At 41.1% G+C, this 16423-nt stretch carries 9 protein-coding genes; 4 read left to right on the top strand and 5 right to left on the bottom strand.

Annotation, left to right across the window (positions count from 1 at the left end; genetic code table 11):
- Positions 1-482: 482 nt before the first annotated feature.
- The 4 genes from rpoZ to ACSLUK_RS03415 form a co-directional block, all read right to left on the bottom strand.
- Positions 483-761: a DNA-directed RNA polymerase subunit omega gene (rpoZ, locus tag ACSLUK_RS03430; RefSeq protein ID WP_448547113.1), complete on the bottom strand. Its 279-nt coding sequence runs from the start codon at positions 759-761 to the stop codon at positions 483-485.
- 54 nt (positions 762-815) lie between these two features.
- Complete coding sequence (gene gmk / locus ACSLUK_RS03425; protein WP_448547112.1) at positions 816-1442, bottom strand: guanylate kinase; 627 nt, start codon at positions 1440-1442, stop codon at positions 816-818.
- 71 nt (positions 1443-1513) lie between these two features.
- Positions 1514-2482, bottom strand: coding sequence for a GGDEF domain-containing response regulator (locus tag ACSLUK_RS03420; RefSeq protein ID WP_448547111.1), 969 nt, complete (start codon positions 2480-2482; stop codon positions 1514-1516).
- Positions 2479-9180, bottom strand: coding sequence for a response regulator (locus ACSLUK_RS03415; protein WP_448547110.1), 6702 nt, complete (start codon positions 9178-9180; stop codon positions 2479-2481). Before ACSLUK_RS03415 ends, ACSLUK_RS03420 begins: the two co-directional genes overlap by 4 nt.
- 316 nt (positions 9181-9496) lie before the next feature.
- Here ACSLUK_RS03415 and ACSLUK_RS03410 point away from each other — a divergent pair, with 316 nt between their 5' ends.
- From ACSLUK_RS03410 to ACSLUK_RS03395, 4 genes are all read left to right on the top strand, one after another.
- A complete protein-coding gene (locus tag ACSLUK_RS03410) occupies positions 9497-11728 on the top strand; it encodes a TonB-dependent receptor (protein ID WP_448547109.1) in 2232 nt (743 codons plus the stop codon).
- Between the two features lie 162 nt (positions 11729-11890).
- On the top strand, positions 11891-13084 hold the full coding sequence (locus ACSLUK_RS03405) for a hypothetical protein (RefSeq protein ID WP_448547108.1): 1194 nt from the start codon (positions 11891-11893) through the stop codon (positions 13082-13084).
- 3 nt (positions 13085-13087) lie between these two features.
- A complete protein-coding gene (locus tag ACSLUK_RS03400; RefSeq protein ID WP_448547107.1) occupies positions 13088-14008 on the top strand; it encodes an HAD family hydrolase in 921 nt (306 codons plus the stop codon).
- A 3-nt stretch (positions 14009-14011) separates the two neighbouring features.
- Positions 14012-14632 carry a DUF1361 domain-containing protein gene (locus ACSLUK_RS03395; protein ID WP_448547106.1) on the top strand — a complete coding sequence of 207 codons (621 nt, stop codon included), beginning with the start codon at positions 14012-14014 and terminating at the stop codon, positions 14630-14632.
- A 502-nt stretch (positions 14633-15134) separates the two neighbouring features.
- On the opposite strand, the gene ACSLUK_RS03390 is transcribed toward ACSLUK_RS03395, so the two are convergent.
- Positions 15135-16322, bottom strand: coding sequence for an amino acid aminotransferase (locus ACSLUK_RS03390; RefSeq protein ID WP_448547105.1), 1188 nt, complete (start codon positions 16320-16322; stop codon positions 15135-15137).
- Positions 16323-16423 lie beyond the last annotated feature (101 nt).

Genomic DNA, 16423 nt, shown 5'->3' with positions numbered 1-16423 from the left:
TTCAGCGAGAATTAAAAGGCTTAGAGGCAAGGCATTGATTGTAAAGAATGGTTGCTCTCGGCAACTGCGTCCTGCGTTGCTCTAATGTCCTACATCCATGTAGGAGCCTTGTTAAAATCAATAACGCCGCATATAAGCCTTTTAAACTCGCCCTTGGGAGCTTGTCAGGAAAGTGATAACTTCACAAAGTTCTTTACTGGAGAATAACTACAACGGTATCAATTTGCTTTGTTCCCACGATCCTGACATAGCTCTGAATTGGTCAAATATTTATTTCACTTGGTATAATACTAAGAATACGTATATTTATCACGAATGCCAATAACAATAAGGGATAAATCATATTTTTTGATATAAGGGCAAATGGATTTAAATCACAACAAACTAGGGCAAATTAAACGAATTAAGCTTTATTCTATGTCATATAGCAAAAAACGCGTAAAAACCAAAGGTTTATACGCGTTTTTCTGAGCTTTTATTGCTTATTGGTTTTGACCACCAACAATCGCAGCTACAGCAGCTAATTCTGCTGATTCTTGTTGAACTTGCTCATGACGGTCATTGTCATCCATGATTTCGGTACTAATTAGCCCTTGTTCAATCTCGCGAAGTGCTAAGACCGTTGGCTTATCATTTTCTAATTCAACCAAAGGTTCTTTTCCGCCAGTAGCAATTTGACGAGCACGACGAGATGCAATTAACACCAAGTCAAAACGATTACCGATTTTATCTACGGCATCTTCTACAGTAACGCGAGCCATTTGGTCACTCCAAAAATTAATTTTTACGAAATAGTGTTGTAGTTTACTATGTGCTTAATCGTTAGCCAATAGATCTTTGAATAAAAGTTCATGTTTTTGTGCTTGTTGCTTACGTTTTAAACGCTGGTTTTCAACAATGATGGTCAATTCTGTTAGTGCGACATCAAAATCATCGTTAACAATGATGTAGTCAAATTCTTGATAATGAGAGCACTCTGCTTTAGCTTGTGCCATTCGGCTTTTGATTGTTTCCTCGCTATCTTGACCACGAGAACGTAAACGTTGCTCAAGCACTTCCGTTGAAGGAGGGCAAATAAAAACAGTTGTTACCTCAGGCTTACGCATTCGAACTTGTTGCGCACCCTGCCAATCAATATCGAGAAAGACGTCAATGCCCTTTTCAAGTTGTGCGTCGATGGCCGCTTCTGATGTTCCATAATAGTTACCAAATACCTCAGCCCATTCATAGAAGGCTTTTTGTTTTATTAGTTGTTCAAACTTTTCTTTGGAAACAAAATGATAGTGTTGTCCGTCAACTTCACCAGGACGAGGGGCGCGAGTGGTATGACTGACGGAGACTTCCATTGGACGACTGCTCTCTTGTTTGAGTAATGCAGAGATTAAACTTGATTTACCAGCGCCACTTGGCGCCGATAAAATGAATAGATTGCCGACGGTCACGTCTTTCTCCTCATATGCGCGATTCAATTATAGGGCGCGCACTATAACGAATTTATTAAAAATTTTCTTGGTTAATTTCCTAATTCTAGAAGTTCAGGATTGAAAATGTCAAAATGTGCGGCGTTTCGTGTACTGTTTTTCGCTAAGTACAGCTTTTTGTCGGCGATATGCATGATATCTTGCACGTTGAGGTCGTCTGAGGGCTTTACCTGAATAGCACCAATACTAATTGAGAGCAGGGGGGATGCCAGTGATGCTTCGTGTTGAATACCCAAAGCTACTACGCTATCTAAGCAGTCGACTAAGATAGTTTGAACATCACATTGTGCGGACACTGGTAAGTAGAAGTGGAATTCTTCCCCTCCACAGCGATAAATAGAGCCGTGGTGGTCAAAGAGCACACGGCGTACGGCATTGGCGACCTTTCGTAGCACGATGTCCCCTTGCTGGTGCCCATATGAATCGTTGTATTTCTTAAAAAAATCAACATCGACAACGCCTAATACTAACTCTTGATTGTGCTCTTGCGCGAACGTCCATTGATCTTGGCTGTCTGCTTCCCATTTTCGGCGATTTGGCAGTTCGGTCAAACTGTCGAAGTGGGCAAATCGTTCGAGTAGTTTTCGCTGGCGAATGATTTCTAGGTGAGTATTCACACGCGCCCTAACAATACCGTGGTTAAATGGTTTTTGTATATAGTCACAGGCACCGAGTGTTAGCCCTTTCTCTTCATCTTCAACGCTTTGTAAACCAGTAATGAAAATCACCGGAATGTGGGCAATAGATGGCTGTTGTTTGATTTTTTGAATAAGCTCAAAGCCATTCTCTTCGGGCATTAATACATCTAACAAAATTAGATCTGGCACTATTTCAAGTGCTTTACTCATTCCTTGCTTAGCATTTTTACACACAACGATTTTATAGTGCTCGCTGAAAATAGACGCTAAAATTTTTAAGTTAACGCTTTCGTCGTCGATGCATAAAATCGTAAACGTTTTGTCAACTGCACGGCGTTGTTTGCATGTAGTAGAGTCTGTCATTCGCTTGTTATCTGTTCTTGTTGTGTTTTTAAAGTTGCTTCCAGTGTCGACAACGCAGTTTGTGCCTCTTCAAAATCAAAATTTGATATGAGTCGATGGAGTTGTTTTACGTCATCGAAATAAGGCGTATGGTTTGCCAAATCATGCAATTGTTTTGAAGATTCTTCCGCCTGAATGTCAGCAGAAATAACGAGAGGCTTCAACTTAAGTAATATTGCTTGTGCTGCTTCAACGTCTAATTCTTCATTGACTACATTGTCTTTGTTTTCTTTATATATACGATTAAGCTGCGCAATTAGATAGTCAATTTGCGTAGTTAGCTCGTTTAATTTCAATTCAACTTGTAGACCTTTAAGCTTAATTTCGCTTTCAACTGCTGCAGCATTTGCTGAAAGTTCATATGCGCCAATATATTGGGCGGTAGACTTGAGAGAGTGTGCTGCGCGATATAGTTCATCGGTAGCGTCCGTTTTGTACATGTCGACTATGTTTTCTGACAAGTGCTGGTGCTTCTCCCAGAAGTCATGCACTAGCTGCAAATACAACTTTTGCTTGCCTTGTACTTTGGCAATAGCTTCTTCGACCGCGAGCGACGTTTGTGCGGCTAATTTATCCAAGAGGAGATGTGCTTGCTCTATTTCAACTTCACGCTCTGTGACAGGTGTCTCTGCTACTTTGCTGTTTGGCTCAGTTTCTAAATACTGTTGTAATGTGGAAAACAATAAGTCAGGTTCAATCGGTTTAGTCAAATGCTGGTTCATACCCGCAATAACGCTTTTTTCGATGTCGCCTTCCATTGCGTGTGCAGTCATTGCAATAATGGGGATTTCGTCAAAGCCTAACTCTTTGCGGATAATTGTCGTTGCTGTCAAACCATCCATTTCTGGCATCTGAATATCCATCAGCACGATATCAAATGTTGCTTGCTTTAGTTTCTCAATGGCGACTTTACCGTTTTCAGCACAGGTGATCTGTACTTTAGTATCGGATAAAAACTCCATAGCAACTTGCTGATTAATCAAATTATCTTCGACCAGAAGTACGCTGTATTTGCTTAGGTCTGGTACTTCGCACACAGGCTGCTCGTATTCAACAGCGATGTGATTTGAACTTTGACTAATAATCTCTACGATCGAATCTAGTAAGGTTGACTGGTTGATTGGCTTTTCGATAAATTGATGAATGCCTGCGTCCAGTGCTTCGTGTTTCGCCTCATCTTTGTCATAGGCGGAAACCATTAAAATATGTGGTACATGGCCCTGAGATTGAATTTGAATTTGCTTGGCAGCCTCTATGCCGTCCATTTTAGGCATTTTCCAGTCCATTAGCACTAAGTCGTATGGTTGACCGATTTGCTCCGCATGTAGCACGCGAGTAAGCGCTTGTTCACCATTTTCAACGCCATCGGCATAAATATCGGCGTGTGCAAGGGCGTCAATGAGAACCTTGCGCGCAATATCTATGTCATCTGCAACTAATACACGAAGATTCGCTAAAGACTTTCTCGTCATCTGCGAGAGTCTTTCGGCTTCTTTGGGAGCTTCGGATAGTACCACGGTGAAGCTAAATGTTGAGCCGATGCCTTCATCGCTTTCTACCCAAATTTTACCGCCCATCAGTTCCGTAAGCTGTTTACTAATTGCTAGTCCTAGCCCCGTGCCACCATATTTTCGTGTTACTGAATCATCTGCCTGTGAGAAAGATTGGAATAGTCTATCTTGCTGCTCCTGACTCATCCCGATGCCGGTGTCTCTTACTGAGAACAGCAATTCGCAATTGGTAGCTGAAGATGCGGATAAGCCGATTTTTATATGGATAGCGCCTTTCTCAGTAAACTTAACCGCATTATTGGCAAGATTTATAATGATTTGTTGCAGGCGCAGTGGATCACCCATTAATTGATTTGGGACATTTGGATGAATGTCGACAACCAACTCAATACCTTTTTCGTGCACTTTATAAGTACAGACATTGACCACACGTTGCATTAAATCGTGAATTGAGAAAGAGACTTTTTCGAGTGTCATTTTCTCGGCTTCGATTTTGGAAAAATCCAGAATATCGTTAATTAAACCAAGCAGTGAACGCGACGAATCCTGTATTTTTTCGAGGTAATCTTTTTGTGTCGGATTTGTTTCGTGGCGAAGTGCAAGTTGGCTTAACCCAATAACGGCATTCATTGGCGTGCGAATTTCATGACTCATATTGGCCAAGAAATTCGATTTAGCCTGACTTGCCTGCTCTGCTTTTATTTTTTCAGCGGCAAGTTCTTTTGTTCTTTCATGGATTTGTTGCTCTAAGTTCTTATTATAAGAAACTACCTGCTGGTAAAGCTTAGCATTGTCAAACGATATGGCCGTTTGGTCGGCGAGTAGTTGTAAAACATTAACCCGATCAATTGAAAATGCTTGTGCCAAATCATAGTGTTCTAAGTAGACAACGCCTTTTAACACGCCCTTGATGATACTTGGAAAACTCATGATTGATTTAGGGTGGCTTGATTTGAAATATTCATCACCGGAAAAACGCTTGTGCTCGTTAATGTCCGAAATCACCTGCGGCTTCAACGTGCGTGACACAAAGTTGATGATGCTATAGGGCAAGTCACGATCTTGCACTGCAAGGCCGTCGTTAGATACTGCTATTTCTACATTTAAAATGCCATCCGTTTGCATTAACAGCGCACCTTTTTGCGCGCCAGCATTTTCCATGATGATAACCATCATTCTGTGCAAAAACGCATGTAGGTTACCTTCACTGCTTAATGTGGCCGATGCTTTCAGAACAGATGCTAAATCAAGTACCTGAGAGGCATTTCTCGATTTGTCATTGCTCAAAGTTACGAGTTGCCCATTTTGAGCGAACTCAAGTAACTTAGGGTGTACATTAACGAGTTGATCTGCTTTGGCCGTCGCCCCCCACGTTAAATACTCCTCATACGCTTGTTGCAAATAATCACGCGCCATGGCTTGTTTATCCTGTGCCAACCAGTATTCCCCACAATGTTCTAGTGCGATGGCCAAATGGTGAGAAAAATGATTTTTCCTCGCCGCTGCAATTGCTTCATCGTACAACTGCCAAGCATCTGCTGTATCGGTCAATGAACAAAGTTCCGCTTCCAGTAACTTTTGCTTATGAAGATGATTTTCAGGCGCATGTTCTGCCCAAAGTTGTATCATATTCAAGTAACCCGTTAGCTTCTCTTTGGCTAATCGTTTCTCTTCATCAGGCGTGTTGAGATCACGACAGTGTTTGGCGAGTACAAGACCAGCATAAAAGTAAAACTCGGCAAAGTGATACAGTGAAACAGCACTCGAACTCAGTGGCTCAGCTAAAACTAACTGGTCATAAGCGAGTGCTCGATCACCAAAAAGGTGCGCAAGAATCATTTTTGCTTGATGATATGAAAATAACGTGGTGACGTTATTCGTTTCTTCTAAATAGCCTAATGATTGCGTTTCGTTAAAAGCGCTGCCTCTCATTGTATGAGTTGGCGGTTTATCTTTTTGTAAATCAAAGGCGAATTGTTGCCAAATCTGACTGACCATCAACTGGTAGCCCTGTCGCTTGTTCGCCATCAATTCGGTGTATTTCTTATAAACTTCAGAAACCTTACTTAATTCTTTCCCTGAAAAAATATAATGAAAACAATAGAATAAAGCTGAGTGAAATGCATATTCAATATTGCCATTTTCAATGCCACGATAAAAGTTGGCTTCAAGTGGCACTAGGGTGCTATCGATATGTTTGTTCCAATGCATTACCGACACGTTCTTCGTAAACTCAGTTTCTGTTTGCGTGTACGGTGAAGGGTATTTGTCGTTAATTGCTGAGGCTAAAAGGGCAAAGGTTTGGCCTTCTTGGAATTTACTAAAGGCGCCACATAACAACAAAGCGTGCGTGACAAGTACTTTGCTGGAACCTGCAGATGCGCCTTTGGTAAAAAATAGCTCTAGTGAGGCATAGGCGACACACATAAATGCATTTGGGCTGATTAAATAGGCAGGTGTTTGAATCGTATTCAATATTTCTAAGCTGATAACCGCATTATTGTCGCGAATCTTGGGTAGTTCAACTAGCAGCTCAACCGGCTTATCAGCATAGTAACGTTCTATACTGAGGTAGTACTCGCCAATATCGTCTTCGGAAGGTAACACAACGCCCAATTTTTGTAGTATATCAACACCAAGTGAATACGCTTCTGTCATATTGTTTTGCGCAATTAACGACATGATTTGAATTTTGGTTAATTCTGTCAGTGTTTCTATCGACTTGATATGTGGCAATGCTTGTTCATAATTTTCGTTACATTGCTCATACTCTTGCGTGAGATAACAGGCTTTTGCTTTGCCAATGGCAAGTCGACATCGCATCGCATAGTTTGAATCCCAGTAGGTATTATCCACATGACTGAGCGCTACATTGAAATAGTGTAGTGCATCGGTATTCGCATTAGCTTCAAGTGCCTTTTCACCCGCCTCGAGATTGGTTTGCGTTAACGTTAAAAGTTGTCCGTGTTGCATAAAATGTGAGGCGGCAATATTTAAATGCTCTATGTAATTGAATATGTTGCTGTCAATGACGTCTGCCGACTGGTTATCTAGATAGTATTTAGCGACTTGATAATGAATCACTGTTTTGTGTGTCGGACGGTTCAGCTGATAAGCCGCTTGTTGAATCTTATCGTGACTAAATCGAATTTGACTGACACTGTTTTTTTGCTCATCAACAATGACACTAATAAATCCCTCTGCAACTAGTGGCTGCAAAGTGGCGGGAATATCATCAATCGGCGTGATATGTTGCAGTAATTCGACATCGGCAACCGTGCCAATACAGGCGGCTGTATAGAGAATGTCTTGCAATGCATCTGGTAGTCGTTGAATGCGAGCGGCCATTAATGTTAATACGTTCTCAGTTGCATCAACATCGGCAATATCTTCAAGATGCCAGCACCAACTATTGGCCTTATCTTTGTATAAGATGCCAGCATTGTGTAGTGCTTTGACAAATTCAATAGTAAAAAATGGGTTGCCTTGCGTCTTATTGACAATCGTATTGGCAAGATCGTCAATGTCTGCAGGAGGGAGTTGTAAACTATCAGCGATAAAAGCATTCAATGCCTGCGCAGATAACTCGTTCACTTTAATATGGCTATAAAACGCGGGCCAATCGTCAATGTTATTAAGAAAGTGCGTTAGTGGATGCGTCGTTTCAACTTCGTTATCACGATACGCAATAATAAAATAAAGCCCCTCTAATTCAGGTTGCTCAAGTAATTCTTTCAATAATTCAATGGTTGCGAGATCAGCCCATTGCATATCATCAATAAAAATCGTAACAGAGCGATTATTCATTGCGATTGCACGGAAAAAATTAACAAAAGTGTTGATAAATCGTGTGTGTGCTTGTGCGGGAGATACTTCCACTAATGGCGGCGCTGACTCTATTATCATTGAAAATTCTGGTATTAAATCAATGAGCAGCTGGCTATTTTCACCTAGTGTTTGTTCGAATGTCTGTCGCCAATTCGCGAGTTGTTCTTCATTTTCGCATAGAATAAGTTCTACTAGTTCGGTTATGGCGGTCGATAATGCGAAATATGCGGTACTGTTTTTGTATTGTTCGTACTTTCCTGAGACAAAGAACCCTTTATCTTTCGATACTTTTTGTTCAATTTCATGAATAAGACGTGATTTGCCAACACCTGAGTAGCCACTGACAACACAAAGTTGAATTGTCTTCAAGCGACAAGCTGCATCGTAAGCATTTAACAACGTACGTAATTCTTCTTCTCGGCCAAATAATTTACGGGAAAAAACCAACCTATTTTGGATGTCTTCTAAGCCAAGCGTAAATTCCGGAATTGTGCCGCTTTTCTGCAAAGCTTCTAAACACAGTGTTAAATCAGCATGTAATCCTTGAGCGCTGTGATACCTTTGATAAGGCGCTTTCTCTAGTAACTTATCGATGATGCGAGATACGGCAAGTGGTAGGTTGACGTTGATTGTAGCGGCCGCTGGAGGCTTTTTGGCCAAATGGGCGTGTAATAACTCCATTTGATCATCAATCTGAAAAGGATACTGTCCGGTAAGTAGTCTGTAGTAGATAGCCCCTAACGCATAGAAGTCTGAATATTGTTCAACCGGACTATTCATTCGGCCGCTTGCTTCAGGGGAAATAGTCGCCAAATACTGAGGTTGTATTACATTGGATTTAACACGCTTATGAATGGAACTAATTTGCGACGCGTGGCTTAAGTCATATAAATAAACACTGCCTTTATCATCGATCAGAATATTGGAAGTACACAGGTGATTGATAACAAAATTATGCTGATGAATGTCGCCGATTAATGCATTGATTTTTATAGCGATATCTAGCTGTTGTAGGAGGCTTAGTTTGTCTTGCTCAATTTTCGTTGCAAGAAATCGCATATCTTTCGCTAGTGGAAAAATCGCATAACAGAATTGTTGATCTTCATTGATGGCACTTGGCTTTAAAATGCCATCAATTTTTAAATGGCTAAGCTGTTCATTCGCGCGCTTAAATTTACCTAGTGTATTTTTATATTCTTGTTTCTTAAATCGTTTAACGAGAACACGCTGATTGCGATTATCTTGCGCAATAAAAAGATCGGTGGAGATTGAAATGGCGGCCAGTTCTTCAATGATGGTATAGCCATGCAGCGAAAGCATATATTGTAAAGTCCTCTTTAAACAATAACTATTTTTGGGGCAAGCGCTTCCACACATTGGCAAATGACACAAGAAAGCAACACGCTCCCAAAGTTTACTTTATTTGTTGCTTTGTGGCTATTGTTCACATGCAACTAAGAAAGTCTGATATAGTGAACAGGAAATTTGGTTAAGTTACTTAAAGATAACAAAAAACCAATATTTCGCCTAAAAAACATCCAAATTATGCATTTTACGCTATGCTTTAGCCAATTAGTGGAAAGTAACATGCCAATTTAGAGTTTAACAATAAGTTACGTTTTTTAAAGGGTATTTAATGTTCAGGTTTAATCGAGTATTACTCGCCATGGGAATCGGCGTCGCAGTGATTAGCGGCCCAATAAGGGCAAATGGACTTGAATTAAATGACAACAAATCAACAGCGGCCATCGAAGTTATTGAAGTTTACGCACAAAAAAGAGCACAAAAAATTACCGATGTGGCTGTTGCGGTAACCGTTTTGGACGGTGAGACTGTTGATCGCATTCAGTTAAAAGATACAACGCAATTGTCTATCATGACACCTAATATGAAAATTACGAACAATGCAGGTGAAGGTACACCTCCAGCGTTTAATATTCGTGGTGTTGGGATGATTGACTACAACACCTCTACTGTTTCACCCATCGCCGTTTATTCGGATGGCGTAGTGAGCGGTAGTGCCAATAACCTCTCCGTAAATTTATTCGATATTGAACAGGTTGAAGTACTCCGAGGCCCTCAAGGAACATTATTTGGCCGTAATACCACAGGTGGTGCGGTATTGGTCATGTCGAAATTACCTGAACCGGAATTTGGTGGTTACGCCAATTTTAGCATTGCTGAACATGATCACACATCATTTGATGGCGCGCTTAATTTACCATTAACTGATAACACCGCGGTGCGGTTCAGTGTGAACCGTGAAGATTATCATTTTTCAAATAATAATTTGTTAGAAGGTCACCCTGATGGCGGGTTACAGCAAACCAATCTGCGTTTAATTGTTAAGTCTGATTGGGAAGACGTTACCTTAATCGCTAAATTACATGCCGAAGATTGGCAGGGCAAACCTAAGCCAATCGCAAGTCGCGGCATTATTAAAGCGGATGGTTCTGGCACATGTACTCTATCGCAAGCCGGTTCAGATAATTGCCTCGATGCTTTTGGCGGAACGGTTGGCGGTGATGAATTCTGGGATGTGCGAGCAGATACCGCTGATCGTGAACATGACACCGAAAGTTGGGGGACGAGCCTTAAGTTAGTTTGGCAGTTTGCTGACAACATGGCGCTTACGTCAATATCTGGTTATCGCGAACTTGACCGTTTTCATTCTTGGGATTCAGACGGTGCCATGAACTTAGTTGAAGGCACAATGGGAACAGATAATTCGCTGTTTTCACAAGAGCTGAGTATTTCCGTTACGGGTGATAATAGCTATTGGCAAAGTGGTCTTTTCTATCTAAAAGAAACCATAGATCAAGACAATAGCTTTGATCTATTTAGAGATTTTCGTGGAATTCTCGACGCAGGTCCCGGCGAATTTTTTTATGATAATAGCCTTGAAAATTCTTCAATTGCCGTATTCAGTCAACTTGATTATGACTTATCCATGAAAACGGTGGTTACAGCCGGATTGCGGTATACAGATGAAACGACTGATTACCATAGTTTTGCTGACTTAGACACACATCAAACACTGATTCCTGGGTTATGGGATCTCACTGGTAAAGTGGCAGAAGATGAATGGTCAGGTAAATTAGCTATCCGTCATCAAGTGTCGCCAAATACCAATGTTTATGCAAGCTACACACGTGGTTACAAGAGTGGTGGATACAATGCAGGTTACGCTGTTAGTCCATTGCAGGCGGCAGACTCTGAGTATCAGTCAGAACAGCTAAACGCCTATGAGATAGGCAGTAAAATGCAGTTGGTTGAACAATCGGTTAGCCTGAATATTGCAGCCTTTTATTACGATTACAAAGATCAACAGATATTTGTCAATTATAAAGACAGTGCTATCCCATTTCATGTGCTAAAAAATGGCGGTGATTCTACCATTTATGGTGCTGAACTTGAGTTAATGGTTGTACCGTCGCAAGACTGGCAATTTGTATTTAATGTGGGTTACTTGCCTGAAGCTAAAACAGGTCAGTTTGAAGATGTTGATTATGCGGTTAACGAAAATCGTTTGCCATTTTCTTCAAAATGGAATGTTGGCGGTTATGCACTTTATGAAACCTTTTTTGGGTCTAACGCCTTGACTGCACAATTGGGTTTTGATTATCAGTCGTCATTCTTTTTCGATCAGAATGAAAACCCCTACACGGAGCAAGAAGGTTACGTGACTTTCTATGGTCGATTAAGTTATCAATGGCAAGACGATATCTTAGTGTCGTTGTGGGGCAAAAACTTGACCAATACCGAATACGCGGAGTTGCGTTTTGACTCTGTTGGTGTGTTAGGAGCAGTAACAGAATTAAAAGGTGAGCAACGTCAACTTGGTGTAGAAGTGAAATACAGCTTCTGATGCAATAATACGTTGAACCTATTGGTCTGGTAGACCAGTATAAGAGAAAGGGACACAAATTGTTTGTGTCCCTTTTTTTATTCGGTGATAACTGCTAGAAAATTCAATGAAATTACAGTAAGGTGGAGCAATACTAATACCATAATAAGAGTGAAATTCACCATGAAATGGAAGTTACTTTGGCCCGTCATCTTGACCGTTTTAGTGCCGCTTGCAGTGGCGTGGTTTGTCTATCCTGAAACTCATCTCCCTCCGGGATTTGGTGAGTTCCCGCCACAATTTGTGCAGGATGCCCCAGGCTTTAGCCTACCTTATTTTATTGTTATGTTGTTGAGTGTGATATTTATTACCACGCTGATTATTATGCCGAAATGGTTTGGTTTTAAAGGCGGCGAAATCAAACCTATGCCAACTTCAACCAAATCACTGCCTTGGTGGTTTTGGGTAGGTGGCTTATTTTGTGGCTTTTTTTGGTGGCTAATGTGGGCGCGTGAAACACCGTTTGGTGATTTGGTGTTTTGGTCGTTTACACCACTTTGGTGGGGCTTCATCTTTTTACTCGATGGCATTGTGTATAAACGAAACAATGGTGCCTCTTTGTTTGCAACTAAACCTGTGACGTTGTTCATTTCAGGTGTTGTTTCCGTTGTCGGCTGGGTATATTTCGAATTTTACGATTACTTCGTGATGAGCAATTGGTACTACCCAAATGCTTATCAAATACCTTGGTCTCGTTGGGTATTAACCATTGAATTCCTGCTAACCTATTCAATGATCACTCCTGTGTTCTTCCAGTGGTATAACTTATTTAACACCTTCCCGCGTTTTGTCGCACGTTACCAGAATGGTCCTAAAATGCCGCTAAATGGTGACATCATGATTATTGTGGGCTTGCTCACTATTGCCGCACTGGTTGTATTCCCTTATGGCTTGTTTTGGGCGGTATGGATTGGTCCATTTGCGGTAATGACAGGTATTTTAATGAAGTACGACATTTGGAACCCATTCACTGATATTGCCAAGGGTAATTGGGCTGCAGGTGTGCTTATCGCGTTAGCTTCAATGCTTAACGGCGTATTTTGGGAGTTCTGGAATTACGGTAGTGCTAATCCAACGGATCCGGTGACCAACCCGAATTACTGGATTTATAACGTACCTTACGTTGATGTTATTCATATTTTCTCTGAAATGCCGTTGTTAGGTTATTGGGGATATTTACCGTTCGGTGTACTTGTATGGCAAGTGTTCATTTGGAGCGGTAAATTCTTTGGCTTTAATCCTGACATTAATATAGAGCCTGTTCCTAATACCGTAGAATCAAACAATTCGAATAAAGTCGCTAGCGCCCAAGACTAACCTATGACTGATGTCAAAGATCCCTTACCTTCGTGGAACGAAGGTAAGGTGAAACAACGCATTTTAGCGTTTATAGAACAGGTTACGGATCCACAGTCCCCCGACTACGTTGAACCGCAGGACCGCATTGCAACGTTTGATAACGATGGGACGCTGTGGGTAGAAAAGCCTATTTTGACGCAACTGGCGTTTTATAAGAAGCAGTTGCTAAATGCAGATGTCATTAATAGTGATAGTACGTTGGCGAGAGCCTTAAATTGGCTCAAGTATGGCTTTCTTCACTTTTTTGACTTACTCAGATTGGCCAAAGCCTATATCAGTTCAGGCTTAACAACCGATGAATATCGTGAAAAGGTGACGCAGTGGATATCAGTGGCTAAACACCCAAGGTATCAACGCAAGTATACCGAACTCGTCTATCAACCGATGATGGAGCTCATGGAGCTGCTTAATCATCACGGTTTTAGCAATTACATCGTTTCTGGTGGCACCGCAAATTTCATCCGGCCATGGGTTGAACAAGTTTATCAGGTTTCCGTTAATCGGATTATTGGCAGCTCTGTACGCACCAGATTATGTCAGCGAAATGGCGAATTAGCGGTGAAACTGGAACCCATTCCAATGTTTTTTGACTATCGTTCAGGCAAGGTGTTGGGCATTGAACGTGCTCTGGCCAAGCGCCCTATCGCTGCATTTGGTAACAGTCTTGGTGACGTTGAGATGTTGCGTTGGGCGCGTACGACCAAGCAGTCATTGTGCATGCTAATTCACCATACCGACGATATTCGTGAGTATAAATACAAACCAGATCCCTTTTACTATTTTGGCAAGCCGACGCTAAAATGGGCACAGGAAAGTAATTGGCAAGTCGTGGATATGAAGCGAGACTGGAAGCGTATTTTCAAATTTGAAGAGTCGGAATAGAATATGTTATCAAATGCGCCTGTTCACTTTACAGTCTTTATCAATATTGGCTTAGCGTTTATCCCGTTTGTTTTGGCTTATTTGCTATTTAAAAGACCATTACAACAGCAAAAAAGGCACCATCACTTAATTTGGTGGCTGGGTGTCTGTATATATGTATTGTTTCTGCCAAATAGCGCTTATACGTTGACGGATATTATTCACTATTTTGCTGCTGCTAAATCTCCAGACGTTTCGACTGCACAATTTTGGCTAATTCTCACTCCCCTTTATTTACTCTATTTTATCGTTTGTTTTGAGTTCTATGTGATTTCAATTACGTGGGGAAAACAATACTTTAGTACTAGCGCGTCGCCAGTTACGCTAAATGTGCTCACCGTTGCATTGCAGGCACTTATTGCGCTTGGCGTATATCTCGGTCGATTCCAACGATTGGAAAGTTACGACATTATCAATAAGCCACAAATAATATTCCAAGATATTTATCAAGACCTCACGTCGCTCAATAGCCTGATGATTATTGCGGGCTTATTTGTGTTTTATACGGTTTTTTATTATTTATTCTGCTATATCAATAACGCTTTTCAGCGTCGCCTCAGTCATCGCCTCGCCACGAATGTCTAAATTTTTGTTATAACTCATAGCAAATATCTTACACCAGAAAAGAGAAAATCTTACCGTACGGTTAAGAAAACTATGTTAGAATGCTACTCGAAATTACAAAGCTCAGCGGTGCTGGTGTTGATATTAAACTATTGCACTGCTGTTCGAATAACTTCATAAAAAAGATAAAACACTGGGGTAGGCGGTAAAGAGGCCTAGGTTTGTTGACTTATTCGCTGGTCGTCAATAAATGAAAAGATTTCTGAGCAGAAGATGATCATCTTTTCTTAACAATAAGATGGCATGATGTAAGCCTTATACCCAGATTAACAGCCAACATTAGCAATTGATAATGGAATAAAAATGGAAGTATTACTAGTTAGCTTAGCTGTCTTAATGGTTTTAATATTGCGTACAGCGTGGAAGCATAATTAGGACAGTGATTGTCTGAATTAAAAAAGCCGAACTGATTAAGTTCGGCTTTTTTGTTTGCAGTTGACCCAAATATTTAATTCAATTGGTACTACAATATTTTAGCAATAGACTGAGCTAAATAGTCAACATTTGAATTGGCAATACCTGCGATACTCATACGGCTTGAACCAACCATGTAGATGCTGTATTCATCTTGTAGTTGTTGAACTTGCTCAGGCGTAATACCTAAGAATGAGAACATACCTTTTTGGCGTGGGATAAATGAGAAATCGCGGGTAACACCATTTTCAATTAACTTATCAACCAAAAGTTGTCGATTGCCGTTGATACGGTCACGCATTTCTTTTAATTCTGCGAACCATAATTGGCGTAACTCTTCTGAGCTCAAAATGGTTTCTACGATCGCTGCACCATGTGCTGGTGGCATTGAGTAAATACAACGTACAACTGAAAGCAATACCGAATTAGCAATGTCAACACTAGCGGCAGATTCACCGACAATTGTACAAGCGCCGATGCGTTCACGATAAAGGCCAAAATTCTTAGAACATGAGCTACATACAATCATTTCTTTAACAGAATCAGCCATTAAGCGTAAGCCGTATGCGTCATCATCTAAACCATCACCAAAGCCTTGATACGCCATATCGATAAGCGGTAAGAAGCCGACTGATTTAGCGACTTCTGCAACTTGTTGCCATTGCTCTTTCGATAAATCCATACCGCTCGGATTGTGGCAACATGCGTGTAATAGCACTACATCGTCAGCACTCACTTGTTTCAAACACTCAAGCATTGCATCAAAGTCGAGAGTCTTTGTTTCGTAGTTGTAGTATGGGTATTCTTTTACTTGTAAACCCGACGCCTGAAACAAACCAGTGTGGTTTGCCCAAGTTGGGTTACTCACCCAAATCGTGGCATTTGATTTACATGAACGGATAAACTCGGCTGCTACACGTAAAGAGCCGGTACCGCCAGGTGTAGAAACAGTACGAGCGCGATTCGCCGTTAATACTTGGTGGTCACCAAATATCAATTTAGCCATTTCTTCGTTAAATAATGCGGAGCCCGTTGGACCAATATAAACTTTGGTATCTTCGTTATCGTGACGATATTTCTCGGCCTGTTTAACACAATCTAAAATTGCGGTGTGTCCAGCTTCGTTCTTATATACCCCTACACCAAGATCGATTTTCTGCGGATTCGAATCTTCACGATATTTAGCCAATAAACCTAAAATTGGATCGGCTGGCAAAGCCTTTAAGCTACCAAACATGTCTCCGTTTACCTTTTTCGAAGTGGGGCATTTTCTGAAATTGCGCCATCGTAATTTCAGCTCATTCACTTAAATAAGTTGCCCGATGATTAAACGCCAAG

The sequence above is a fragment of the Thalassotalea fusca genome (genome assembly GCF_053485835.1).
Note: the sequence above shows the minus strand (reverse complement) of the source record. Positions and strands in the feature narration are given on the sequence as shown.